Origin of the sequence: Bacteroides cutis, from assembly GCF_900241005.1 — a bacterium.
Classification (GTDB): domain Bacteria; phylum Bacteroidota; class Bacteroidia; order Bacteroidales; family Bacteroidaceae; genus Bacteroides; species Bacteroides cutis.
This window is the reverse complement of sequence record NZ_OEST01000002.1, coordinates 601239-624473: the sequence shown is the minus strand read 5'-3', so window position 1 is coordinate 624473 and position 23235 is coordinate 601239. Positions and strand designations below refer to the sequence as shown.

Genomic DNA, 23235 nt, shown 5'->3' with positions numbered 1-23235 from the left:
TTAATAAATTCTGTTTATAATAGATTGAAAACTTAACCATAGATTGTGATATCCAATGAATAAAATCGTTTATCTTTGTCCTTCCGTTAATGTTAGAAGAGCTTGTGCTCATAATTTCTATTTGATGATTTGTAATTAATAATTTGTGATAAATAAAGTGGTAGAACAAAGAAGAATAACTCGTACTCCCAAAGGAAAAACACCTCAGCCCGTTAATGACTACGGACGTATCCAGCCGCAAGCACCAGAATTGGAAGAAGCTGTACTTGGTGCTTTGATGATTGAGAAAGATGCTTACTCATTGGTAAGTGAAATTCTTCGTCCGGAATCTTTTTATGAACATCGCCATCAATTGATATATGCTGCAATTACCGATTTGGTGGCTAATCAGAAACCGGTAGATATCCTTACTGTAAAAGAACAACTCTCCAAACGTGGAGATTTGGAAGAAGTAGGTGGTCCGTTCTATATCACTCAGTTGAGTAGTAAAGTGGCTTCTTCAGCGCATATTGAGTATCATGCTCGTATTATTGCTCAGAAAGCTTTGGCACGCGAACTGATAACCTTTACCAGTAATATTCAAAGTAAAGCGTTCGATGAGACTTTGGATGTTGATGACTTGATGCAAGAAGCTGAAGGCAAGTTGTTTGAAATCTCGCAGCAGAATATGAAGAAGGATTATACACAGATTAATCCGGTTATCGCTGAAGCTTATGACCTTATTCAAAAGGCGGCTGCCCGTACCGATGGTTTGAGTGGTCTTGAAAGTGGTTATACCAAATTGGATAAAATGACCTCTGGCTGGCAGAAGTCCGATCTTATCATTATCGCTGCTCGTCCTGCTATGGGTAAAACGGCTTTCGTCCTTTCTATGGCTAAAAATATAGCCGTGAATTTTCGTAATCCTGTTGCTTTGTTCTCTCTTGAAATGAGTAACGTGCAGTTGGTGAATCGTCTGATCTCTAATGTATGTGAAATCCCGAGTGAGAAAATCAAGAGTGGACAGCTTGCCGACTACGAATGGCAACAGTTGGACTATAAATTACGTGATCTGCTTGATGCTCCGCTTTATGTTGACGATACTCCTTCGTTGTCGGTCTTTGAACTTCGTACTAAAGCTCGTCGTTTGGTACGCGAACATGGCGTGAAGATTATTATCATTGACTACCTTCAGTTGATGAATGCAAGTGGTATGTCATTTGGTAGCCGCCAGGAAGAGGTAAGTACCATTTCGCGCTCATTGAAGGGATTGGCCAAGGAGTTGAATATACCGATTATTGCCTTGTCACAGTTGAATCGTGGTGTGGAAAACCGTGAGGGTGAGGAGGGTAAACGTCCACAATTGAGTGATCTTCGTGAATCTGGTGCTATTGAGCAAGATGCCGATATGGTTTGTTTTATCCATCGTCCCGAATATTATAAGATTTATACTTCTGCTGATGGTAGCGACTTACGCGGTATGGCAGAAATTATCATAGCCAAGCATCGTAATGGTGCGGTAGGTGATGTTCGTCTCCGGTTTATTGGCCAATATACCCGTTTTGCCAATCCGGAAGACGATATGGTTATTCCTCCTCCTACGGAAGGTGGAGGAGGAGCAACTTTTGGTTCGCGTATGAATGCACCTATTGGCAGTCCTTCTACACCTCCGCCACCAACTGCTGCTGATTTTCCGGCTCAAACAGATAATCCTTTTGGTGGAGTGGGTATGGATGGCCCCTTGCCATTTTAGTGTGAATATCAAACTCGAAATTGGAAAGGTAGTAAGTTGTTGATACCCAGATAAACGACGAAAGGCAAGCAGTCTTTTTATCGACTACTTGCCTTATCGTTGTGATTCCGTTGCGATTCGAACGCAAGACCCACGCCTTAGAAGGGCGTTGCTCTATCCAGCTGAGCTACGGAACCAGCCTTAATTGCGGTGCAAAGGTACGCTTTTTTATGTAAACTGCAAATATTTATATCTAAAAAATATTCTTGTCGGTAGATAAACTGTTTAACTTTTGGGGAATGGAATTGATGGGTGATTGAATGACAAAGTTTTAGATGCCCGAAACGGATGAATAGAATAAGAATATTGAAAATTAAAATTGGTGGAATAATTAAGAATTGTTTGTGTTTACGTAAAATAACACTTGTTACTACTCTCCTAAAAAACTCAAAAAAGGTAAAAAGGTTTTGTTGCTATGCAATAGCCCGCTAACTTTGAAATATCAACTTTTAAAATAAATAAAGCAATGAAAAAATTAATCTTATCTCTTGCACTATGTTGTGCAGCTACTAACTTCTTCGCGCAGAATGCTGACCCTGCTCAATTGGTCAATGAAGGTAAAGCCGCTCTTGAGGCTAAAAATTATCAAGAAGCATACACAAAGTTCAGTACTTATCTTACACAAACTAACAATCAAGATTCTGTTATTGCTTTTAACTGTGGTGTTTGTGCCGATAAAATAAAGAAACCGGCTGAAGCATTAAAATATTTCGATATTGCTGTTCAGAAAAAATATAATTTGGCAAATGCTTATATCGGTAAAGCTGGTGCATTAAAAGATTTGAAGAAAAATGAGGAGTATGTTGCTACTTTGAAAGAAGGATTGGAAGCAAATCCTGGTAATAAGACTTTGACTAAGATGTATGCCACTTATTATGTAAATCAAGGCATTTTGGCGCAAAGATCAAAGAAGGTTAACGAGGCAGAAGAGGCATTCAAACAAGCCCTTACAATTCAACCTGAAAATATTAATGCTTTAAATAGTTTGGGCTCATTGTATTACAGTCAGGGAGCCAATACATTAAAGACTGATGCCGAGAAAGCTAAAGTAGAATTCAAGGAAGCTAAAGAGTATTTGGATAAACTCATCCCTTTGCTTTCAGCTGGCAGTCCGGCTCAAAAGAAAATGATGGATAATGCTAAAACCATGTTGAATTTTATAGATTCTCAGTTGAAATAAGAACTATGAATTAATGTAAAAGAAAGAGGCAGGTGTTTTAAAGATACCTGCCTCTTTCTATTTATACTTAATTATTTTGTCTTTCTCAACACAACTGCTGTACGCGCTGGAATATAAAGTTTCAGCCATTCTTTCTTTTCCTTTTTATACAATGGATCAGAAATGGTGAAATGTTTTATCGTATCGTCAGTAAGTCCGTTACCGCCAAATGAGGGATTGTCTGTATTCAGAATTACTTCGTAACTTCCAGCCGGAACAAGGAAACCATAATCTGTAAAAGATTGCTTTGGATTAAAGTTGAATACAAATACTAAATCTTTACGCATATAGGCAAATACCTGATCGCCGTCGTTATGCCATATTTCCTGAACAGGAGTAGACTGGAAATTCTTAATACTCTTGATAACACTAAGCATAGCAGCATCGAAGTCTCCCATGTAGTGATAAGTCAAGTTCTGATTATCTACTAAATCCCATTGACGACGGGCATATTTACATGACCAACCGTTACCTTCGCGGGGAAAATCGATCCATTCCGGATGTCCAAACTCATTGCCCATGAAGTTTAGGTAACCACCATTGATGGTACTTGCCGTGAGCAATCTGATCATCTTGTGAAGGGCAATACCACGGGTTACGGTATAGTTCTCATCTCCTTTCTGCATATGCCAATACATATCAGCATCGATCAAACGGAAGATAATCGTTTTATCACCTACTAATGCTTGATCATGACTTTCTGCATACGAGATAGTTTTTTCGTCTTGACGACGATTGGTTACTTCCCAGAACATACTGGAGGGTTTCCAATCCTCATCGATCTTTTCCTTAATGGTTTTAATCCAGTAATCTGGAATATTCATTGCCATGCGGTAATCGAAACCATAGCCACCATCTTCATATTTAGCTGCTAAACCGGGCATACCTGATACTTCTTCAGCGATAGTGATAGCTTTAGGGTTGACCTGATGAATTAAACGATTGGCAAGCGTTAAGTAGCAAATGGCATTATCATCCTGATGGCCATTAAAATAATCTCCGTAATTACAGAATGCTTCGCCTAAACCATGACTGTAGTATAACATTGAAGTGACACCATCAAAACGGAAACCATCAAAATGATATTCTTCCATCCAGAACTTGCAGTTGGATAACAAAAAATGAATGACTTCATTCTTTCCGTAGTCAAAACAAAGAGAATCCCATGCCGGATGTTCACGGCGTCCACCTGGATAGAAATATTGATTAGGATCGCCAGCAAAATTACCCAGACCTTCCACTTCATTTTTTACAGCATGTGAATGTACAATATCCATAATAACTGCAATTCCCATTCCATGAGCAGTATCAATTAACTCTTTCAATTCTTCCGGAGTACCGAAACGGGATGATGCTGCAAAGAAACTTGATACGTGATATCCAAAACTACCATAATAAGGATGTTCCTGAATAGCCATAATCTGTATGCAGTTGTATCCGTCTTTAGCAATACGTGGAAGAATTTTTTCTTGAAATTCCTTATAACTGCCTACTTTTTCCTCCTGCTGTGCCATGCCTATATGACATTCATAAATCAACAGCGGATCAGTAGCCGGTTTAAAATTTCGTTTTTTCATTTTGTATGGCTGTTCAGGTGCCCATACTTGTGCACTGAATATTTTCGTTTGCTCATCTTGTACTACCCGGGTAGTCCATGCAGGAATGCGCTCACCACAACCACCATCCCAATGTACCATCAGTTTGTATAAGTCTCCATGTTTTATGGCATCAACTGGAAGTTTAATTTCCCAATTACCATTTACCTTACGTTTAAGACTATATTTCTTCTCTTCTTTCCAGTCGTTAAAAGTTCCAACAAGGAATATCTGACTCGCATTAGGTGCCCATTCACGGAAAATCCAACCATTTTCTGTACGATGCAAACCGAAATAAAGATATCCGGTAGCAAAGTCAGACAACGTTTTCTTTCCCTTGTCAGTCAGTTCAGCCTCTTTATCAAGAGCGTACTGATGACGTCCTTTAATGGCGTCGGCAAAGGGCTCCAACCAAGGATCATTCTTAATCAAATTCAATGTTTCCATAATAGGATGAGTTTTGGGGATTTGATGTATTTATGCTTTAACTTTCACAATAACTTTCTTCACGCCGTCAGGAGTAATACCGGGAGCATGACCGTCTTGTGGAAAGAAAATAGCAAACATTCCAGGTTTAACTTTAATATAACTTTCAGCCAATCCCTCGAAGAAAGTAATATCTTTTTCGGCATTATAAACAGCATCGGCAGGTATGCAGTCCTTAGCTGCGGTATAACCCATAATTTCTGTTCCCGAAAGTGGTATTTGTATGTCGATAAAATCCTTGTGTGTTTCGAGCTTGGCATCTTCTTTGGTTTTTGGCTTAGTCTGAGCTACATTTACCAACAGATCTTTACCTTTTAATTCGGTTTTGCCTATTTCTAATGTATCCAGATCATGTGATTTCAAGAAATCGATGGCTTGTGCGAATAAAGGATTCAAAGAAGCATATTTTTCAATGTTTTCAAGTTTATCTACTACCATAATCAGAATGTTTTAAGTTAGTTATTATTAGGAAATTATTCAAAGTCGTCTATTGTATAATTTACAAAATCAGAAAATCGTTTCATTTGCTTGAAGATTTCATCCGTACGTTCTAGAAAATCCGGTGTAAGGAAAAAAAAGTCAGGCTGATAGCAAGACACAGTGTATTCTTTACATTGTAAGTACTTTAGATATGGATAATCTTTGGGAAATCCTTTTGGAGCAGTCTTTAAGAAATTTTCTCCGATAACCGGAAAATATTGTTTGAAAACCGGATCTTCGACAATGTCACGAAATTCATCTATATTATCATAAACAGCTTGGCGTAATGCCTTCAATATGGGAGGGGGAGGACAATAACTACCTCCTGCTAACAAGCAATTGTCCGGTTGCAGATGAATGTAGTATCCGCAATGATCAGATTTCTTTCCTTTTGCATTGATGTAACCTCCAAAATGTGTTTTATATGGAGTCTTATCTTCAGAGAACCGCGTATCGCGATAAATCCGGTACGTACAGTCTTTTGCTTCTATGCCTCGAATAGTTTCATCAAACAGGGATATACGGGAAATAATTACTGTCAACAAGTTTTCAAACTCATTACGGGCTGTTTCATATAGACCCCGATGCGCATTAAACCATTCACGGTTATTGTTTGCGGACAGTTCTTTTAAGAATTGGAATATAACAGGGATGTTCATATCATATTTTCCTTATTATCTGCCAAATTTACGGATAATATTTCTAACATACTACAAAGAAGGGTAAAAAAAGCATCGGCTCTGGTAAACCGATGCTCCTTACACATTTATCAATCAAACAGACGCTTCTGTTTTTTGATGTACTTACTTATCACAAGCGGGTACGTCTCCTTTAATTAATCTTATATCTAATACTATGAAAAACACAGATATATAACACGGCTTATTCGGATTTTGTTCACTTGGGTAAGGATAACTTTAGCAATTGTTATATCTTTGCAAGAAAATATGTGAAATATGGAAGAGTATAAATATGATGAAGAAAGCGTTAAGATGTTGATTGAATGGGCAAAGACAACGACTTTCCCACAACAGATCGTTTTAAGTGATTCAGAAAATATTATGAATGTAAAACGATATGTCTTTGCTAATTTAAGTGATATAAATGTACATTATCCGGATGAATTTTATAATCCGGCTATTACTCGGTTGTATCGCCTGAAAGAAAAAATGGAGAAAGGAGATAAGATATGATATGATATAATAAAACGAAACGAAGAATGTGATCTCATTACTTGAATGAAGAGAAAATTTTCTTCGTTTCGTTATAACTATTAAGATATAGTTCTATAATTTTATTTTCAGAATTTTTCCGCTATATCCTTCTACTGAAATATCTGTGGCTTTATAAGGTAATAAACTGATGTTTTCACTTTTTCCGGTAAGTAAATCTACCGCTTTATATTGATCCATCTGCGGTATTTGCAGGAAATCAAATGCATGAGAGGGAATATTGATAGCAAGATCTACAGAAATATGATCGAAGTTTACAACGAAAAATAGTAAATCTCTTTCATATTTACGTAAGAATGTATATTGTTTATGTTCATTGAAACGCCAACCATTGGTGTTGGCATACATCAGGTCAAAGAAATCACCTTTTGAAATAGCCTTTTCTTCATTACAAAGAGTCAATATCCGTTGATAGATGCCATATAGGTGTTTTTGATCTTCCGTCAGCATCTTTCCATCGAATTTACCTCCGTTACGCCAGCGGCGGATTGTATCTACACTCCAATAATCAAAAATTGTAGTACGCCCGTCTCTACCGCTGAAACCTTCACTATCCATTCCGAGCTCACCAAATTCTTGACCAAAATAAATCATCATTGGGTTGGTATTCATGCAAGCTGATACAATTAATGCAGGAACAGCTTTACGTGGATTACTGGCAAAAAAGTCGGAGGCAATACGTTGTTCATCATGATTTTCAAGGAAATTCAGCATGCGTTTTTCTATGCCACCTAAACTTTGCCAGGAGCGACTGATGGCGGTTGCCGATTCATCTCCGCAGACTATTGCACGGAGTGTATCATAAAGACCTACCTTATCATATAGATAATCGAACTTACCACGGAACAAATAGTTATTATATTCTCTTGGATTATAAACTTCAGCAATGAATAGGAGAGAAGGGTGTTTGATCTTTACTTGCGGAATGGCCCATTCCCAAAACTCGACAGGAACCATTTCTACCATATCGCAACGAAATCCATCAATATTCTTTTCTGCCCAGAACAGCATAATATCCAACATCTTAGGCCATGTATCCGGAATGGGGTTGAAGTGACAAGTTCCCCCATTTTGGTAATCGACTCCGTAATTTAATTTTATGGTTTCATACCAATCATAAATATTAGGGTAGGCGTCGAAACGATTGTTTCCCGTTGCCTTAGCAGGAAATTCCTTATAAGGTTCAGTAGCAGAAGCTTTCATGTCAAACTGTCCATGTAACTCCGACTGAGGAATATAGTAGAAGTTGTTATACGGGCTAAATGCATAATTTGTATCATCATTAGCACCCAATTGTGATGTACCATCAGGTTGGGTATCTGAGTGATATTGACGGGCTACATGGTTGGGGACAAAATCGATGATAACTTTCAAACCACTACGATGGGTACGTTGTACTAGGTTTTCAAACTCTTTCATCCGTTCCGGAACATCTTTTGCCAAATCCGGGTCTATGTCATAATAATCTTTGATGGCGTATGGTGAACCTGCTTTCCCTTTCACAATAGCCGGATGGTCAGGACAGATATTATATCGGCGATAATCAGTTTGGGTAGCATGTTCAATGATACCTGTATACCAAATGTGAGTGATCCCTAATTTTTTTATTTCATTTAATGCTTTTGTCGTAAAATCGGCCATTTTACCACATCCATTTTCTGCGATACTTCCGTTATTGATACAGTGGTTATTATTGTTCCCGAATAAGCGGGTAAACACTTGATAAATTATTAGTTTGTTTTCGTCATTCATTTCTTTTTTATTTAGAATATAGTTGTTTTTTTATTCTTTCCAGATACTTCCCTTATCTACCAAAAGCCTTTTCAAAACATCATTGGCAGTATTATAACCTTGCATGAAGATTTCTTCTGCCTTTTCTAGTTCCGTATTGCTATAACCTTCCAGATTGTAAGGTTCCACTAATAAATCCGCCTTTTCGCGTTCGGCAAAACTGTTGGAACGGAACATGAAATTATAAGATCGCAAGGCGATACTCACAATATTCATTTTATATTTTGTAGCCATTAGAGGGCTGACATTTACTGCTACTACTTTTTCGCATATACGTCGGATAGTGGTCACCGGTAGGTTCATTAATAGTCCACCATCTACATAATGGGTACCGTCAATATTGACTGGGGCGAACAATACAGGCATACAACAAGATGCCGCTATGCGTTCTGCAATATCGCCTTTGTGAAAATGTACCAGACGTCCATGATCCAGATCTGTAGCAGTGATGATCAGCGGTATTTGTAAATCTTCCATTTTTTTTGCCTTCAGATTGGTTTTAAGAAAGTCGATAAATTCACATAATTCAAATAAACCTACTTTGGGGATAACCAACTTGGTAAGATCCTGGAACTTATGTCCGGAGAAATAATCGAGTACTTTGTGTGGTTCATTACCATCAGCATAAAATACTCCTGCCAATGCACCTGCACTGACACCAGAAAGAATATCAGGCTTGATATCGTGTTCCAGTAAAGCCTGCATAACCCCTAAATGGGCAAATCCTTTTATAAAGCCTCCACTCAAAGCATAACCTACCGGATATTTTTTTGTGAACCAGTTATTAGTTGTTACCTCCATGTCAAAATCTTCCATATTGTTCGGCACGAATTTAGTTATTTTATTGAAGGAAGAAAGGAAAATAGAGGAAAAATGTTCAACGATTGGTCTTATAAAAAAGAATCTACTTTTTCTTTTATAAGAGAAGTAGATCCTTTGTTATATTTTGGATAATAAAATACCCCTTATATGTTTTTAAAAGCCGAAATCATCAACTTTTATTTTTTCTTCTTTTATTTCAGTAAATGGATGAGCTTCCTGTTGTACCTTATTCCCTTCAATATGTACGGCACGGAAGGGACGGGCAGGACATACATATTCGCAACCTCCACAGCCTACACAAATATTCGTATCAACATGTGGAATAGTCAATCCGTCTTTGTAAGGTATCATAGAAAGTGCTTGGGTGGGGCAATGTTCTGAACAGGCACCACAACTAGTACCATCAGTGTATACAATACAATTCTCTTCTGTAAATACTACCTTTCCCATTTGTGTTAAATGCTTTTGTTCGATAGTTAATGGTTTAATAGCACCATTGGGACAAACGTCACCGCAAACCGTACAGTCAAAATTACAAAAACCTTTCTCAAAAAACATAGTAGGTTGCATCATTCCGGCAATACCATATTCCATAAAAGCAGGTTTCAATACATGTGATGGACATTTGCTAATACATAAATGACACGATGTACAATGTGTTTGGAAATGTGTGAGACTAATAGAGCCCGGAGGAATTATAGGTGTCTTACGTTTATCGCTCACTTTGCCGGCAACTGTGGCGAGTACGGATTGTGTTTGTGCCATTACTTTTGGGGCAGTTACTGCGGTGGCCATACCTATGAATAGAAAACGACGTTTTGAAGTGTCAGATGTAACTAACTGTTGGCCTTTTTTCAGTGTAGAAGAAGGCAAGGAGTAGACTAATGCACCTTCTTTACAACTTTCCAAGCAGTCAAAACAATCTACACAGCGTGTATAATCTATTTTTTGATTTTTACTGTCAATACAGGATGCCTTGCATTTAGTACCACAAACCATACAGTGTGTACATTTATTCTCATCTATACGGATTTTGAAAAGCGAGAAACGGCTTACAAATCCCAGTAACGTTCCTACGGGACATATCGTATTACACCACATTCTTCCATGTTTCCAGGCTAAATAACCGATTATAAGGAAAGTAACCAATCCGATAATAAATGAAGAAATACTGAGTAAAGAAGCATCTACTTGATAGAATGTGTAGTTATCAAACCGGGAGAAAATGGACTCCAATAGATTATTACCTATCATATAGACAGGTTTGAATATATTAGTAATAATACGTCCGAATGCGCTGTATGGATCCAACAATCCTAATAACACAGTAAATCCACATAAGAATGAACAAACAGCGATGGTCAATACACTCCATCTTACTATATTCTTTGCCGGAGAAAAACGGAAACGTTTCTTTTTCTTTACAGTCTTTTGGGATATCCAGTTTATTATATCCTGCAAGACCCCCATCGGACAGATCACCGAACAATAAATACGTCCCAACAAAAGTGTTAATACAATTAGTATAACCAATGCAATGAAACTAAATGACATCAATGCCGAAACAAACTGGATATGTGCCAATACATGAAATTTGTTGGGTAGTAATTCTGCAAAGTCCAGAAAATAAAATGTTATCAGCCCAAAGATTAAAACAGATAATACAATTCTTACTTTTTTCAACATAAGCTGCTATCTTTTGAGTATGTACTGTCTTAATTAAATCTTGATACGTTTGATATTGAGCTTATCCAAATTCATTGTACCTACATTCAATGCCTGCCCATTAGCCAGATGTCTTACCTTGTCAAGAGGCATTTCACGAACTTGATTGAAAAATTTGGCTGCAGCCGTGTCTACAGCAACGATGTCTTGAGAGATAAACAAACCTTTAGTCAATACTACATCAGATGCAGAACGTCCACGTGGACCATTGGTTTTCATAATGCGATAAGCATCTACCACATTCAGTACAGCCTTTTTCTGTAATGTACAGATATCGGCAATACACTGTTGCAAATCGTTTTGATGGAAATAACCACGATCCCATACAATACCCATATGGTTTTTCATGGATATAGTCAGATTGGCACCACCGTGATTTTTTAGAATTGGAACATTGATCCACACATCACTATTCAAGATTGCTTCATGTACCTTGGCGCTTTTCATTTTTTTACCTTTAGGTAGAGATACCGCACGGTAATAACTTTCCAGATGTGCAGGCATTACTTTGGCTCCCGCGGCTTTGGCAGCTGCTTCAATACCGCTGTTCTTATAACATTTCTGCCAGTCATCACAGGTATGATCGAATACGGTAACCTCTTTGGCTCCAGCTTGAAAGCATTGCTTTACAATCTCGGCAACTAATTTAGGATTTGTATTTCCTGCCAGTTCCGGTACTTTATCCCAACCGATATTAGGTTTTATTGCTACTTTCTGTCCCGGTTTGATGAAATTTTTCATACCACCCAGTTCGGTAATGGCACGGCGAAACATTACTTCCGGTTCACCCCCCATTACAGCTACGAGGTCTACCTTATTATCACCGGTATTTGTTAGCGTTTGTGTCAGTATATCCATCGCTTCTATGCGTTGTATAGTCATAGCTGCTCCCGTAACTGCCAATGTTTTCAGGAAATCTCTTCTGTCCATATCCTTTTTAACTTTAAATTCTCTTTTTATTCTACAATATCCACGGAAATTTAAAACATGTTTCGTCAAACAAAGCATAGTCTGCCGTTCCATTTACTGCGAATGTTTTAATCATATGAGCATCTTTTAGTAATTCGCACGCTAACCGAATAGTAGAACCAGTCTTTATGCGATCGTCTACCAGTAGTATGTTTTTCCCTCTAAATTCAAAGTCAACGGGTGCCAACAACTGAGGTGCATCATACTTAGGATGTTGATATTCATCCCTTAGGTTGATACGGAGTAGATGTACTTCCTTTTGTAAACGTTGGTTAATGATACCTGCCGGAACGATTCCGCCATTTGCAATTGCCACAATCATATCAAAATCATCGTGAAACTCGATGGTGCGGAAACGTTCCAACACTTCCTCCATTGTCTTAGCCATTGAATTTATGGGTTAAATTATTTTTTAGATTTTAGCTATTACTTTCAGTAATGCATAGCCACCGAACCACTGAATTAACATACCCGGAATACCCATACGGAAATCTTGAACAGCAAGGAAAAAGTCACCACACAAAGCCCATTCAAAAGCAGTACCGATAACCTGATAAGAGAGGACTACTCCCAATAAAGCCAACAGCGAAACACTTTTTACATGACGTGCAGCAAGTGCAGCTGCTCCTGCAAGCAAACCGGACTTTATCAGAATAGCCGGTAACACAGTTACGGCAGGCATTGCAAATAACAGATGATTGATTACCGGAGATAATATGGCAGTCAGCAGACCTACTTGGAAGCCATATTTATAAGCAGCTATCAATGTGAAAAAATAAATAGGCAACAATGTTGGGCCACCTGCCGGTACTAAATGACAAAGTTGCGGTAGGGCAATATTTCCAACAATAAATAAAAGAGCAAATAAATAAGTTCTTACGTTGCCGAAAGGCAAAGAATAAAGTTTAGCAGATGTTTCCATTTGTACAATGATATGAGTTAATTTTTATTCGTTATTTTAATTAGAATACAAAATTAAGGGATGAACGGGCATCTTCTTTACAGATTTGTCTCAAACCCTATAATTTTTGTATCTCGCTACTCAATTATGACTTTATAAACTTTAAAAGGTTTAAATTTTTACCAATTCATATTCCATAGTTCCCAATCCTATCTTTTCAGCATGGCGAAGCCCTGCCAACCAGTCAGTATCGGGATGTATTATATGAAATTTATCACAGCCACGTAGATCCTCATGTTCATGACCTTCACCCAAAACATTATTCCCATGCAAAATAGGAGCTTGGGTAACCATATCTACACATGCCATATCCAAAGCTACCGGGTCTGCTGATGCCAGAATTCCAAGGTCGGGAACGATAGCTGCGTCATTATGGTTCCAGCAATCACACTCTGGAGAAACATTCATGATAAAACTGATATGGAAGTGTGGCTTATCTTTTACTACGGCAAGAGAATATTCGGCAATCTTATAATTCAATCGTTCGGACGTATCCCAATCACTTACTACAGCAGCATCATGTTGGCAGAGGGCTACACATTGACCGCATCCTACACATTTCGCATAGTCTATTTCCGCTTTCCGTTCTGCATTCATATGCACGGCATCATGGGCACAATGCTTTACGCATATATTACAACCGATGCAGTTTCCGGTATCAATCTTAGGTTGGGAGGATGCATGTAACTCCAACTTTCCACCCACGCTGGCACAACCCATTCCAAGATTTTTTAAGGCACCTCCGAAACCGGCTTGTTCATGTCCCTTGAAATGATTCATACTGATAACGACATCGGCATCAGCAATGGCTGCACCGATTTTAGGTGCCGGACAATATTCTCCATTCAAAGGGATCTCACGATACTCAGTTCCTTTTAAACCATCGCCGATAATTACCTGACACTGTGCAGATATGGGATTGAAACCATTTTCCATGGCACTCTGTAAATGGTCTACCGCATTGGAACGACGTCCGCTATAGAGTGTATTACAATCCGTAAGGAACGGCTTGGCTCCGTAGCTACGGAGTAGGTTAGCCATTCGTGCAGCATAGTTGGGACGAATATAAGAGAGATTTCCCGGTTCACCGAAATGAATTTTAATGGCTACAAAGTTGTCCTTTAAAGGGAGTTCACCGATACCTGCACGCTTCAGTAAGCGTTCCATTTTATCCAAAAGATTAGAGGTAGGAGAGGTGCGTAAGTCTGAAAAATATACTTTTGCTTTTTCCATATTATACCTATTTATAGTGATAGCTTCTGCAAAAATAATAGATAAAATTAAATAATAATAGGTATGTAACTAAAAAGCTAATGAATACAGTGGATAAAAATATAAAACAGGTTATTCTTCAAATGTAAAATGTCCTAATGGACCATTTCCTTGGCCGATTTGCAGCTCTTTACCATTACTGATAGCAATATTTATGTAAGTTTTAGCTTGGCGGACAGCCTCTTCAAGTCTTTTGCCTTTGGCAAGAAAAGTAGCGATTGCAGAAGAAAGCGTACATCCTGTTCCATGAAGATTCTGGCTTTCTATTTTTTGATGTTTAAACTGGTGGATATGTCCCTCGTTGTATAGTATATCACACATTTCATTGCCGATTAAATGTCCACCTTTTATTAATACCGAGGTGTGATAGTTATCTGATAATCGGCAAGCTGCGTTTTCCATTGTCTTAATATCCGTGATTGTTTGATTCAACAAGAAACTTGTTTCGTCCAGATTTGGAGTTATTAGAGTACAGAGGGGGAAGAGTTTGTCTTTGATAGTCTGAATGGTCTCTTCTGTCATGAGGCGGCGTCCACTAGTAGAAATCATAACAGGATCATAAATTATAATTTCAGGTTTATACTTTTGTAAACATTGGGAAATGGCATACACTATTGAACTATTGTGTACCATACCTATTTTAATAGTATGAGGGTGTAAGTCATCCATTACAGATTTAATCTGTGCTTTAACTATATCAGCGGGAAGAGGGTATACCGCTTGTACGCCCACTGTGTTTTGTGCAGTTATGGCAGTGATAACGGAAGCTGCATAGCCTTTCAGTGTAGAAATAGTTTTTATGTCGGCTTGTATGCCTGCACCACCTGAACAGTCAGAACCTGCAATGGTAAGTATGATGGGAGGAGTCATCGTTATTATATCAGTTGTGAATTGAATATTATTAATAAGATAGGGAGAGACGTCTGAGATTTTGGAAGTATTTGATAAAATCATTTCCTGTCCTGCTCCAAATATCACCCAATATAGCTACACCTCCAAAACCTAAAGATTGAATCTCTGGAAAATGTTTTGCAGAGATACCTCCCAACGCCACTACCTGAGAATCGATAATTTGAGATTGGCAGGCTTGTAGGAGACTGTCGTGTGTATAGGCGGAAATATAACCTGCTTTGGAAATACTATCGTAAATGGGACTGAGAAAAACATAATTGCAAGTCGATTTACGTTGTACAACCTCGTTTAAAGAATGGCAGGAAGAACTTATATGCCCTGAATAATTCTCGGGAATATGTGGGTTGCGCTTGTTCAAGTGTATACCTTTTAAATGATAATCGGACACCAAGCAAAAATGTTCATGGGTAACGATACGCTCCATGTATTGAGGGGGTAACTTGTTTAAAAGACTTTCAATCTCTACTATCGAAGCATCGGGTTTGCGCAGATGTAAAGTTTGTAATCCAGAATGGAATAGCGCAGTGATAGCTTCAGCTTCTCCTTCGAAAAAACAGGGGGTAGTGATAACTATTAATTTCATATTCTGTAATAGGAGTTATAGTACTTTTATTGGTGAAATTTAAAAGTCAATAATATACGATTGCATGGTTCGTAAATCAATAGTCCATAGTTTACCAGCCAGTAAATTACCGTAACCGCAAATCAGTTTCAGTGTTTCGTTGGCTTCTATGCTCCCGACAATAGCCGGAGTGATTCCGATAACAGATTTATTGGGTGGCGGCATTTGCGATGTTATTGTTTCATCCGGATAGAGATTACGATAAGTTCTGAAAACACTATCCTGACAAAACACGGAGACTTGGCCTTCGAAACCTTGAATAGCTCCATAGACGTATGGCTTATTTGTTTTAGCACAAGAGTCGCTCAATAAGTAGCGAGTTGTAAAATTGTCACATCCATCCACAATGATATCATAGTTCGCAATCAGTAAATCTGCGTTTTCTTCAGTTAGCCGGAAAGGATAAGCTTCTATCTTGATGTCACTATTCAAACCTTGTAGTCTGCGTGTAGCGCATTTTACTTTAGACTGCCCAATCTCATCTTCGATATATAAAACCTGGCGTTGGAGGTTGCTGAGATTGACGGTATCTTCATCTATCAATCCGATGGTTCCTACGCCGGCGCCGGCCAGATATAGTGCGATAGGAGAGCCAAGTCCTCCTATACCTACTATCAAGACACGTGCATTTTGTATCTTCCTTTGTCCTTCTTCACCTATTTCAGGAAGGGTGATTTGTCTGTCGTATCGGTTCATTATTTTATTATTTTCTTGCATATTTCTTTAAATCGAAACTTACATCCCAATCCTTCCAAATCGGTTCACGCCCTAAACGTTTTAATGCGGCATTTACTTCTACAGCTTTACGCTCATCACTCACATGGAATTGTTCGAGGGCCTGTGGATATGTGTAATATCCGCCTGGTTCCGTTTTACTTTCCGCGCTCATGGTCGTTACCCCCAAGGTAGCCATGTGGTCTCTTATCTCAGCCGGTTCACGGGTAGAATAGGAGATATCTACGTCATGGTCAAATATCCGCATGGCAAAGGTCACTTGTGCCAGTTCACGGTCATTCATGACTACATTCGGCTGAAAGCCTCCATTCTCAGAAGGACGCATTCGGGGGAAATTGACACTGTATTTTGTTTTCCAATAATGTTTTTGAAGATAACGCAAATGGTACGCCATCATGCAGATGTCTGTTCTCCATTCTTTTTCCAAACCGATAAGTACTCCCATACCGATGGAATGGACTCCAGCTTGTCCCATACGGTCGAAACCGTTTACACGCCATTCAAATTTCGATTTCATGCCTCGAGGATGATAGATATTATAATTGGCTTTATGGTAAGTTTCCTGAAAGCAGATGACACCGTTCATACCATGTCTTTTTAGTTCGGCATATTCTTCTGCCTTCAAAGGCATTACTTCTATCTTTAAATTACTGAAATAAGGTTTTGCCAAATCAAGGGCGCGAGCAATATAGGGTACCCCTGCTTTTGCCGGGTTTTCTCCGGTAACCAGTAGCAGGTTCTCAAAAGGAGCTAGTTTTTTGATGGCTTTGTACTCGTTTACAATCTCTTCTTCCGTCAGTATGGTACGCGGCATTGGGTTACTGATATGGAAACCACAATATACGCAAGAATTGATACAGGAGTTTGTTATATATAAAGGTACAAACATGGAAATTGTCTTACCGAAACGTTCTTCTGTATATTTTTTACTTAAGCGTGCCATTGTTTCCAAATAGGGGATGGCGGCAGGTGAAATAAGTGCCATAAAATCCTCTACATCACAATATCCTTTGGAAAGAGCACGGCGTACATCTGCATCTGTTTTAGTGTGAATACGTTCCGTTGTCGCTTCCCACGATATTTTTTCTAATTCGTCTGAAAACATATTGTATTATGGTTTAAATTTGAATAATTCTTTTCATTCTTTGTATCTTCTGTAGTGAAAGAAAACTACCATTTACTTACTCTTTTTCATCCTTAAATCTCTACTCAATCGTATTGCACAGAAATTGGGTCCACACATGGTACAATACTCCCCATCTGTATGATGTCCTGCACGGAAATACGTTTGGGCACGTTCTGGATCCAAAGAAAGGTCAAACTGATCTTTCCAACGGAACTCATAACGAGCTTTACTTAATGCATTGTCCCGGATTTGTGCACCTGGATGCCCTTTGGCCAGGTCAGCAGCATGTGCAGCTATCTTATAAGTAATAACTCCTACACGTACATCTTCCTTATCGGGCAGTGCAAGGTGCTCTTTGGGAGTGACGTAACATAGCATTGCAGTACCTAACCAACCTATTTGCGCTGCACCGATGGCTGAAGTGATATGGTCATAACCAGGAGCAATATCCGTAACCAGTGGACCGAGGGTATAGAAAGGGGCATTATGGCATTTCTCTATCTGGCGTTCCATGTTTTCTTTAATCTTGTGCATGGGGACATGTCCCGGACCTTCGATAAAAGCCTGTACATTTTTTACCCATGCGCGCAGTACGAGTTCACCCATCGTATCGAGTTCCGCAAATTGTGCTTCATCATTGGCATCGTATATAGAGCCTGGACGCAATCCGTCTCCCAAAGATACTGCTACATCATATTGTGCCAGTATATCACAAATATCATCAAAATGTTCGTAAAGGAAACTTTCCCGGTCGTGCATCAGGCACCACTTACTCATGATACTTCCACCTCGGCTAACAATTCCACACAGACGTTTATCCGCTAGATGTGCGTTGTGACGACGAATGCCGGCGTGGATGGTGAAGTAATCTACTCCCTGTTCACACTGCTCGATGAGAGTATCCCGGTAAATCTCCCAGGTGAGGTCTTCTACCTTTCCGTTTACCTTCTCCAATGCCTGATAGATAGGTACAGTACCTACGGGAACAGGACAATTACGGATAATCCACTCACGAGTTTCATGAATGTTTTCACCGGTAGAGAGATCCATTAACGTGTCACCACCCCATTTACAACTCCAAAGTGCTTTTTCCACTTCTTCCTCAATGCCCGATGTGGTGGCGGAGTTTCCTATATTCGTATTGATTTTCACAAGAAAACTGCGTCCTATAATCATCGGCTCGGCTTCCGGATGATTGATATTGGCAGGTAGTAAGGCACGTCCTTCTGCTATTTCTCGGCGAACAAATTCGGGTGTGATATACGTTTCTATACCCAGTTCGGCACAGTTCATGTTTTCGCGGATAGCTACGTATTCCATTTCGGGCGTGATAATGCCCTGCTTGGCGTAATACATTTGTGTACAACATTTTCCTTCTTTGGCTCTATATGGTAGGGTAATATGTTCGAAACGGAGGGAGTCGAGACTTTTATCATTACGGCGTATACGTCCGTATTCAGAGGTGATTTCTGGAAGTTGTTCTACATCGCCGCGACTGAGTATCCACGGTTCGCGTAGGCGTGGTAATCCCTTTTTTAAGTCGATATTTATTGCTGGATCACTGAATGGACCGCTGGTATCGTAGATGTAAATATCCGGATTGGGAGTGATTACTTTTTCTTCGTTGACGAATGTTGTACTCGGTATTTGTTCTACCTTACGCATTGCCACGCGAAGTTCCGGATAAATACTGCCCGACAGATACACTTTTTCTGAACGGGGGAATTTTATTTTTTGTTTCATATCAGATACAATTTAAAGTCTTATTTATCAAATAATCGGCTTCTATTTATTCAGGAAAGAAGTCAGCGGCGAACTGGCTTCCGCCACAAAATCAGTAGCCTGCAATCCTAGTCCCGCTTCGTATGCCATGCGTCCTGCTTCTACGGCTTGCTTGAAGGCTTGTGCCATGTTTACCGGTTCTTCAGCCACTGCTATGGCGGTATTTACCAGACAGGCGGAAGCTCCCATTTCCATAGCTTCGGCGGCATGGCTCGGTGCACCGATACCGGCATCCACTACAACAGGAATATTGGCCTGTTCTATGATGATACGCAAAAAATCACGGGTCTGTAATCCTTTATTGGTACCGATGGGGGCTCCCAACGGCATGACGGTAGCCGCACCAGCTTCTTCTAGACGTTTACACAAGGTAGGGTCTGCTTGGCAATAAGGAAGCACTACAAATCCTAGTTTAACCAACTCTTCAGTGGCTTTCAGGGTTTCTACGGAATCGGGAAGTAAGTAACGCGGATCGGGATGTATCTCCAGTTTCAACCAATTGGTACCAAACGCTTCGCGCGCCATCTGGGCGGCAAATACGGCTTCTTCGGCATTACGTACTCCCGAGGTGTTGGGTAGAAGTTGGATATGAGGATGCTTGATATGCATCAACATGTCATCTTCCCGGTTGTCCAGTTCGATACGCTTCATGGCTACCGTCACCATTTCTGTGCCAGATACCAATATCGATTGCTTCATCACTTCATTTGAATTGAATTTTCCGGTTCCTAAGAACAGGCGCGAGCTGAATTCACGTCCCGCAATGATTAATTTTTCCATGTCTGTATAATTCGTTTATTGTCTTGCTTCCTTTTTGATGATTGAAATGATTTTTTTCATTTCTTCTATTGGGTCACTTGCCCGCAAGATGCTACCTGACAGGGCAATTCCATTGATACCTGTGGCCATTATGGCAGGAATGTCCTCGACGGTTATTCCGCCGATGGCAATGATAGGGAGGTTGATAGAGTTTTTTTTCGCTTGTTGTATGATGTTTTTGTATCCTTCCAGTCCCAGTATCGGATTAAGGTTCTTTTTAGTGGTGGTATATCTGAAAGGACCACAACCTATATAATCGGCTCCGGCAGAATAGAGGTTTTTGACGTCTTCGTATGTATTTGCCGTACCACCTATTATATATTTATTTCCGAGAATACGGCGTGCTTCGGCGATAGGCACATCTTTTTTTCCAAGATGTACACCCTCGGCTTGAACTTCTTGTATCAGTTCTACATGGTCATCGATAATGAATGTGGCGTCATAGCTTTCACATAGCTTTTTCGTTTCTATGGCTATGGGGAGAATCTCTTCAATAGGAGTGTCTTTCATGCGTAGTTGGACCCATCGGCATCCACCTTCCAAAGCCATACGTACGGAGTCTAGATATGTATATTGTTCTGTATAATGAGTAATGAACTGTAGGGTTCCGTTTCTCATTTCGTTTTTTTTACTTTTCATATTCCTCATCCTCCACAAACGGCTTTTATGATGACAATGGAAATACCTGCGGACAATACATAGTCTGTCCATTCTGTGCGTGGTATCATACGGTTGTTTACGGCAACTGCAATACCTTGCGCTGGTAAGGAAAGTTCTTCTGTTAGTTGTAAAAGGGTAACAGCGGCTGTTTCCACTTCTTTGTTGTTTATTAATACTTTCATTTTCTGTTTATTGTAAATAATCAATAATGGAAGTAAATACAAAGAAGCGCCGCTAAGGCGGAAATATGAAGAATATAATGTTCAATTCCTACGGCAGTACTAACTGCATCAGGTTCGAGGGTATAATCTCAGCCCGGACCGGGCACCCCTTTGTCTTTACAATGGCAAAGGTAAGGGAAATACAGACATAAAAAACAAAAGAACCGATTTTTTTTATTTATCGAATTACAATTTGTTTCCTGAAACTACTACTTCTTTATTTTCTTAAAAATGTTTCGTATGGCGCTCCTGACACTGCTAGAATAATACTCTGTATCGGTGTTCTCAAGTATAAGTTGCAACTCTTTCAGGAGTTCCGGTTCTAACTTGCAAAGTTTATATGCCATTCGGATGGATAATGCTTGTACACCTATACTTTCTTTGGGCGACAACATGTGGTCTAAGCAATAATTTAGTAAATCGACGGGAATAGGAGTAGGGGCGGGTATATTGTAAAGTATGGATAATAATAAGCGTTTGGAACCCTCGTGCCGACAAACTAATAATCTTTGAAGTATGTCATTGTATAATGGAGCAAACCAGCTGGGGTACAATTCGCTCACTTTCTCACATACCCAGATGGCTCGCCATGAGACGGCTTGCTTTTCATCAGATATCAGTTGATGCATGTCTTTCAGGTATTCCGGTTTATTACAGATTTCATGTACTAATGCATCTATAGATAACTTATTGATGGATACATCCAATGCGTTTCTGAATTTATCTATATTTTTCATGGTTCTCAATCTTTCGGCAGAGATAGGTATAAAAAAAGGCCACTTTCCAAAAGGAAAGCAACCTTCATTATAATGGTATGTTTAAAAGTTATGCAATGCCATGAGCATTTGCTTCGGGAGCAATTTTTTTGATAAGACCTTGAAGCACTGCGCCGGGACCGCATTCTGTGAATTCTGTAGCGCCGTCAGCCACCATGTTCTTCACAGTCTGAGTCCAGCGTACAGAAGCTGTCAACTGGGCAACGAGGTTTTTCTTGATTTCTTCCGGGTCAGTATGGGGCAGTGCATCTACATTCTGATATACAGGACATTGGGGAGCATGAATTTCAGTCGCATTAATGGCTGCTTCCAATTCTATTTTAGCAGGATTCATCAACGGAGAGTGGAAAGCGCCGCCAACCTTCAAAGGTAAAGCACGTTTTGCACCGGCTACTTTCATCAATTCGCAAGCTTTATTGATACCTTCCATTGAACCGGAGATAACAATTTGTCCCGGACAGTTGTAATTGGCGGCTACGCAAACTTCGCCTTCGGTATTTACCTGAGTACAGATTTCCTCCACTTTTTCATCCGGAAGGGCTATGATGGCCGCCATGGTAGAAGGGTGTGCTTCACAAGCTTTCTGCATTGCCATGGCACGGGCATAAACCAACTTCAAGCCGTCTTCGAAACTCAAAGCACCGGCTGCAACCAATGCGGAGAACTCACCCAGTGAATGTCCAGCAGTCATTTCCGGTTTAAAGTCATCGCCCATGCAAAGTGCGGAGATAACGGAATGAAGGAATACGGCAGGTTGAGTAACCTTAGTCTGGCGCAGATCTTCGTCTGTACCGTTGAACATAATATCTGTAATGCGATATCCCAGGATATCATTTGCTTTTTCAAAAAGTTCTTTGGCTAAAGCCGAGTTTTCGTACAAGTCTTTTCCCATGCCTACAAATTGGGCACCTTGACCCGGAAATACAAATGCTTTCATTTTACTTGTTTTTTAGTGTTTAATTAAAAAGTGTCGCAAAGGTAAAGGTTTTTCTGATATTCACCGCACAAATAGAGTTTTTTGTGCAATATAGGGTTGGAGATGCATTAATAATACAATATCCCTACAATCTTTCAGATATAATGGTTGCTTATTGAAATCCTTATAAATAAAGTACTTCATACTTGTTACGTACAATACAATAGCAACCTCTTTTCTATTGCTAAAATACATATTGTATTTTATATGATAACACGTAAATATGATATTGTATTTTATATGATATGTACTTATTTGATAAATAATGTTTTATAACACAATA

23 protein-coding genes, 1 tRNA gene and 1 riboswitch are annotated in these 23235 nt (G+C 39.4%); of the genes, 3 read left to right on the top strand and 21 right to left on the bottom strand.

What is annotated here, in order from left to right; genetic code table 11:
- Positions 1–157: 157 nt before the first annotated feature.
- Entirely contained in the window at positions 158–1732 is a 1575-nt protein-coding gene (gene dnaB / locus C1A09_RS06770; RefSeq protein ID WP_101542892.1) for a replicative DNA helicase, read from the top strand.
- A gap of 102 nt (positions 1733–1834) precedes the next feature.
- Here dnaB and C1A09_RS06765 read toward each other — a convergent pair.
- A tRNA-Arg gene (locus C1A09_RS06765) sits at positions 1835–1908 on the bottom strand.
- A 329-nt stretch (positions 1909–2237) separates the two neighbouring features.
- Between C1A09_RS06765 and C1A09_RS06760 the strand changes: the two genes are divergently transcribed.
- Positions 2238–2951 carry a tetratricopeptide repeat protein gene (locus C1A09_RS06760; RefSeq protein WP_101542891.1) on the top strand — a complete coding sequence of 238 codons (714 nt, stop codon included), beginning with the start codon at positions 2238–2240 and terminating at the stop codon, positions 2949–2951.
- A 71-nt stretch (positions 2952–3022) separates the two neighbouring features.
- On the opposite strand, the gene C1A09_RS06755 is transcribed toward C1A09_RS06760, so the two are convergent.
- Genes C1A09_RS06755 through C1A09_RS06745 form a run of 3 tightly spaced genes read right to left on the bottom strand, consistent with a single transcriptional unit; the run spans position 3023 to position 6210 of the window.
- Positions 3023–5032 carry an alpha amylase C-terminal domain-containing protein gene (locus C1A09_RS06755; RefSeq protein ID WP_180949188.1) on the bottom strand — a complete coding sequence of 670 codons (2010 nt, stop codon included), beginning with the start codon at positions 5030–5032 and terminating at the stop codon, positions 3023–3025.
- Positions 5033–5062: 30 nt separating this feature from the next.
- Positions 5063–5509 (bottom strand): NanQ anomerase/TabA/YiaL family protein, encoded by a 447-nt coding sequence (locus tag C1A09_RS06750; RefSeq protein WP_101542889.1) that lies wholly within the window; start codon positions 5507–5509, stop codon positions 5063–5065.
- A 35-nt stretch (positions 5510–5544) separates the two neighbouring features.
- Entirely contained in the window at positions 5545–6210 is a 666-nt protein-coding gene (locus tag C1A09_RS06745) for a DUF2461 domain-containing protein (protein ID WP_101542888.1), read from the bottom strand.
- 297 nt (positions 6211–6507) lie between these two features.
- Between C1A09_RS06745 and C1A09_RS06740 the strand changes: the two genes are divergently transcribed.
- Positions 6508–6744: a DUF6965 family protein gene (locus tag C1A09_RS06740; RefSeq protein ID WP_101542887.1), complete on the top strand. Its 237-nt coding sequence runs from the start codon at positions 6508–6510 to the stop codon at positions 6742–6744.
- Positions 6745–6837: 93 nt separating this feature from the next.
- Here the strand turns inward: C1A09_RS06740 and C1A09_RS06735 are convergent, their stop codons facing one another.
- From C1A09_RS06735 to fabD, 17 genes are all read right to left on the bottom strand, one after another.
- A complete protein-coding gene (locus C1A09_RS06735; protein WP_101542886.1) occupies positions 6838–8535 on the bottom strand; it encodes an alpha-amylase family protein in 1698 nt (565 codons plus the stop codon).
- Positions 8536–8565: 30 nt separating this feature from the next.
- On the bottom strand, positions 8566–9375 hold the full coding sequence (locus tag C1A09_RS06730) for a patatin-like phospholipase family protein (protein WP_101543003.1): 810 nt from the start codon (positions 9373–9375) through the stop codon (positions 8566–8568).
- 174 nt (positions 9376–9549) lie between these two features.
- Positions 9550–11082 carry a 4Fe-4S dicluster domain-containing protein gene (locus C1A09_RS06725; RefSeq protein ID WP_101542885.1) on the bottom strand — a complete coding sequence of 511 codons (1533 nt, stop codon included), beginning with the start codon at positions 11080–11082 and terminating at the stop codon, positions 9550–9552.
- Positions 11083–11115: 33 nt separating this feature from the next.
- A complete protein-coding gene (locus C1A09_RS06720; RefSeq protein WP_281258223.1) occupies positions 11116–12129 on the bottom strand; it encodes a DUF362 domain-containing protein in 1014 nt (337 codons plus the stop codon).
- Entirely contained in the window at positions 12083–12478 is a 396-nt protein-coding gene (locus tag C1A09_RS06715; protein WP_101542883.1) for a phosphoribosyltransferase, read from the bottom strand. The genes C1A09_RS06720 and C1A09_RS06715 overlap by 47 nt, the downstream gene beginning before the upstream one ends.
- Positions 12479–12502: 24 nt before the next feature.
- Positions 12503–13012, bottom strand: a complete 510-nt coding sequence (locus tag C1A09_RS06710; RefSeq protein WP_101542882.1) for an ECF transporter S component — start codon at positions 13010–13012, stop codon at positions 12503–12505.
- A 150-nt stretch (positions 13013–13162) separates the two neighbouring features.
- Complete coding sequence (locus C1A09_RS06705; RefSeq protein WP_101542881.1) at positions 13163–14284, bottom strand: DUF362 domain-containing protein; 1122 nt, start codon at positions 14282–14284, stop codon at positions 13163–13165.
- A gap of 111 nt (positions 14285–14395) precedes the next feature.
- Positions 14396–15193, bottom strand: coding sequence for a bifunctional hydroxymethylpyrimidine kinase/phosphomethylpyrimidine kinase (thiD, locus tag C1A09_RS06700; RefSeq protein WP_101542880.1), 798 nt, complete (start codon positions 15191–15193; stop codon positions 14396–14398).
- Positions 15194–15224: 31 nt separating this feature from the next.
- Entirely contained in the window at positions 15225–15818 is a 594-nt protein-coding gene (locus C1A09_RS06695; RefSeq protein WP_101542879.1) for a thiamine phosphate synthase, read from the bottom strand.
- Positions 15819–15857: 39 nt separating this feature from the next.
- A complete protein-coding gene (locus tag C1A09_RS06690) occupies positions 15858–16553 on the bottom strand; it encodes a HesA/MoeB/ThiF family protein (protein ID WP_101543002.1) in 696 nt (231 codons plus the stop codon).
- 7 nt (positions 16554–16560) lie between these two features.
- The gene (gene thiH / locus C1A09_RS06685; protein ID WP_101542878.1) at positions 16561–17697 is read right to left on the bottom strand and encodes a 2-iminoacetate synthase ThiH; all 1137 of its coding nucleotides are present in this window, start codon (positions 17695–17697) and stop codon (positions 16561–16563) included.
- 72 nt (positions 17698–17769) lie between these two features.
- Complete coding sequence (gene thiC, locus C1A09_RS06680; RefSeq protein ID WP_101542877.1) at positions 17770–19461, bottom strand: phosphomethylpyrimidine synthase ThiC; 1692 nt, start codon at positions 19459–19461, stop codon at positions 17770–17772.
- A gap of 42 nt (positions 19462–19503) precedes the next feature.
- Positions 19504–20280 (bottom strand): thiazole synthase, encoded by a 777-nt coding sequence (locus C1A09_RS06675; RefSeq protein WP_101542876.1) that lies wholly within the window; start codon positions 20278–20280, stop codon positions 19504–19506.
- A gap of 15 nt (positions 20281–20295) precedes the next feature.
- Positions 20296–20937 carry a thiamine phosphate synthase gene (locus tag C1A09_RS06670; RefSeq protein ID WP_101543000.1) on the bottom strand — a complete coding sequence of 214 codons (642 nt, stop codon included), beginning with the start codon at positions 20935–20937 and terminating at the stop codon, positions 20296–20298.
- A 26-nt stretch (positions 20938–20963) separates the two neighbouring features.
- Entirely contained in the window at positions 20964–21161 is a 198-nt protein-coding gene (gene thiS / locus C1A09_RS06665; RefSeq protein WP_101543001.1) for a sulfur carrier protein ThiS, read from the bottom strand.
- A 68-nt stretch (positions 21162–21229) separates the two neighbouring features.
- Positions 21230–21321, bottom strand: a riboswitch (TPP riboswitch).
- Positions 21322–21409: 88 nt separating this feature from the next.
- A complete protein-coding gene (locus tag C1A09_RS06660; RefSeq protein WP_101542875.1) occupies positions 21410–21937 on the bottom strand; it encodes a HEAT-like fold family protein in 528 nt (175 codons plus the stop codon).
- Positions 21938–22025: 88 nt separating this feature from the next.
- Complete coding sequence (fabD, locus tag C1A09_RS06655; RefSeq protein WP_101542874.1) at positions 22026–22913, bottom strand: ACP S-malonyltransferase; 888 nt, start codon at positions 22911–22913, stop codon at positions 22026–22028.
- Between the last annotated feature and the right edge of the window lie 322 nt (positions 22914–23235).

Bases quoted from the DNA above. Each gene is read 5' to 3' on its own strand.
- C1A09_RS06670 (WP_101543000.1), bottom strand. From the start codon at position 20,937: ATGAGAAACGGAACCCTACAGTTCATTACTCATTATACAGAACAATAT.
- C1A09_RS06730 (WP_101543003.1), bottom strand. From the start codon at position 9,375: ATGGAGGTAACAACTAATAACTGGTTCACAAAAAAATATCCGGTAGGT.
- thiH (WP_101542878.1), bottom strand. From the start codon at position 17,697: ATGTTTTCAGACGAATTAGAAAAAATATCGTGGGAAGCGACAACGGAA.
- C1A09_RS06690 (WP_101543002.1), bottom strand. From the start codon at position 16,553: ATGAACCGATACGACAGACAAATCACCCTTCCTGAAATAGGTGAAGAA.
- C1A09_RS06740 (WP_101542887.1), top strand. From the start codon at position 6,508: ATGGAAGAGTATAAATATGATGAAGAAAGCGTTAAGATGTTGATTGAA.
- C1A09_RS06750 (WP_101542889.1), bottom strand. From the start codon at position 5,509: ATGGTAGTAGATAAACTTGAAAACATTGAAAAATATGCTTCTTTGAAT.
- C1A09_RS06755 (WP_180949188.1), bottom strand. From the start codon at position 5,032: ATGGAAACATTGAATTTGATTAAGAATGATCCTTGGTTGGAGCCCTTT.
- C1A09_RS06660 (WP_101542875.1), bottom strand. From the start codon at position 21,937: ATGAAAAATATAGATAAATTCAGAAACGCATTGGATGTATCCATCAAT.
- C1A09_RS06735 (WP_101542886.1), bottom strand. From the start codon at position 8,535: ATGAATGACGAAAACAAACTAATAATTTATCAAGTGTTTACCCGCTTA.
- fabD (WP_101542874.1), bottom strand. From the start codon at position 22,913: ATGAAAGCATTTGTATTTCCGGGTCAAGGTGCCCAATTTGTAGGCATG.
- C1A09_RS06725 (WP_101542885.1), bottom strand. From the start codon at position 11,082: ATGTTGAAAAAAGTAAGAATTGTATTATCTGTTTTAATCTTTGGGCTG.
- C1A09_RS06695 (WP_101542879.1), bottom strand. From the start codon at position 15,818: ATGAAATTAATAGTTATCACTACCCCCTGTTTTTTCGAAGGAGAAGCT.
- C1A09_RS06760 (WP_101542891.1), top strand. From the start codon at position 2,238: ATGAAAAAATTAATCTTATCTCTTGCACTATGTTGTGCAGCTACTAAC.
- C1A09_RS06715 (WP_101542883.1), bottom strand. From the start codon at position 12,478: ATGGCTAAGACAATGGAGGAAGTGTTGGAACGTTTCCGCACCATCGAG.
- C1A09_RS06705 (WP_101542881.1), bottom strand. From the start codon at position 14,284: ATGGAAAAAGCAAAAGTATATTTTTCAGACTTACGCACCTCTCCTACC.
- C1A09_RS06710 (WP_101542882.1), bottom strand. From the start codon at position 13,012: ATGGAAACATCTGCTAAACTTTATTCTTTGCCTTTCGGCAACGTAAGA.
- thiS (WP_101543001.1), bottom strand. From the start codon at position 21,161: ATGAAAGTATTAATAAACAACAAAGAAGTGGAAACAGCCGCTGTTACC.
- C1A09_RS06720 (WP_281258223.1), bottom strand. From the start codon at position 12,129: ATGCTTTGTTTGACGAAACATGTTTTAAATTTCCGTGGATATTGTAGA.
- thiC (WP_101542877.1), bottom strand. From the start codon at position 19,461: ATGAAACAAAAAATAAAATTCCCCCGTTCAGAAAAAGTGTATCTGTCG.
- thiD (WP_101542880.1), bottom strand. From the start codon at position 15,193: ATGACTCCTCCCATCATACTTACCATTGCAGGTTCTGACTGTTCAGGT.
- C1A09_RS06745 (WP_101542888.1), bottom strand. From the start codon at position 6,210: ATGAACATCCCTGTTATATTCCAATTCTTAAAAGAACTGTCCGCAAAC.
- C1A09_RS06675 (WP_101542876.1), bottom strand. From the start codon at position 20,280: ATGGAAAAATTAATCATTGCGGGACGTGAATTCAGCTCGCGCCTGTTC.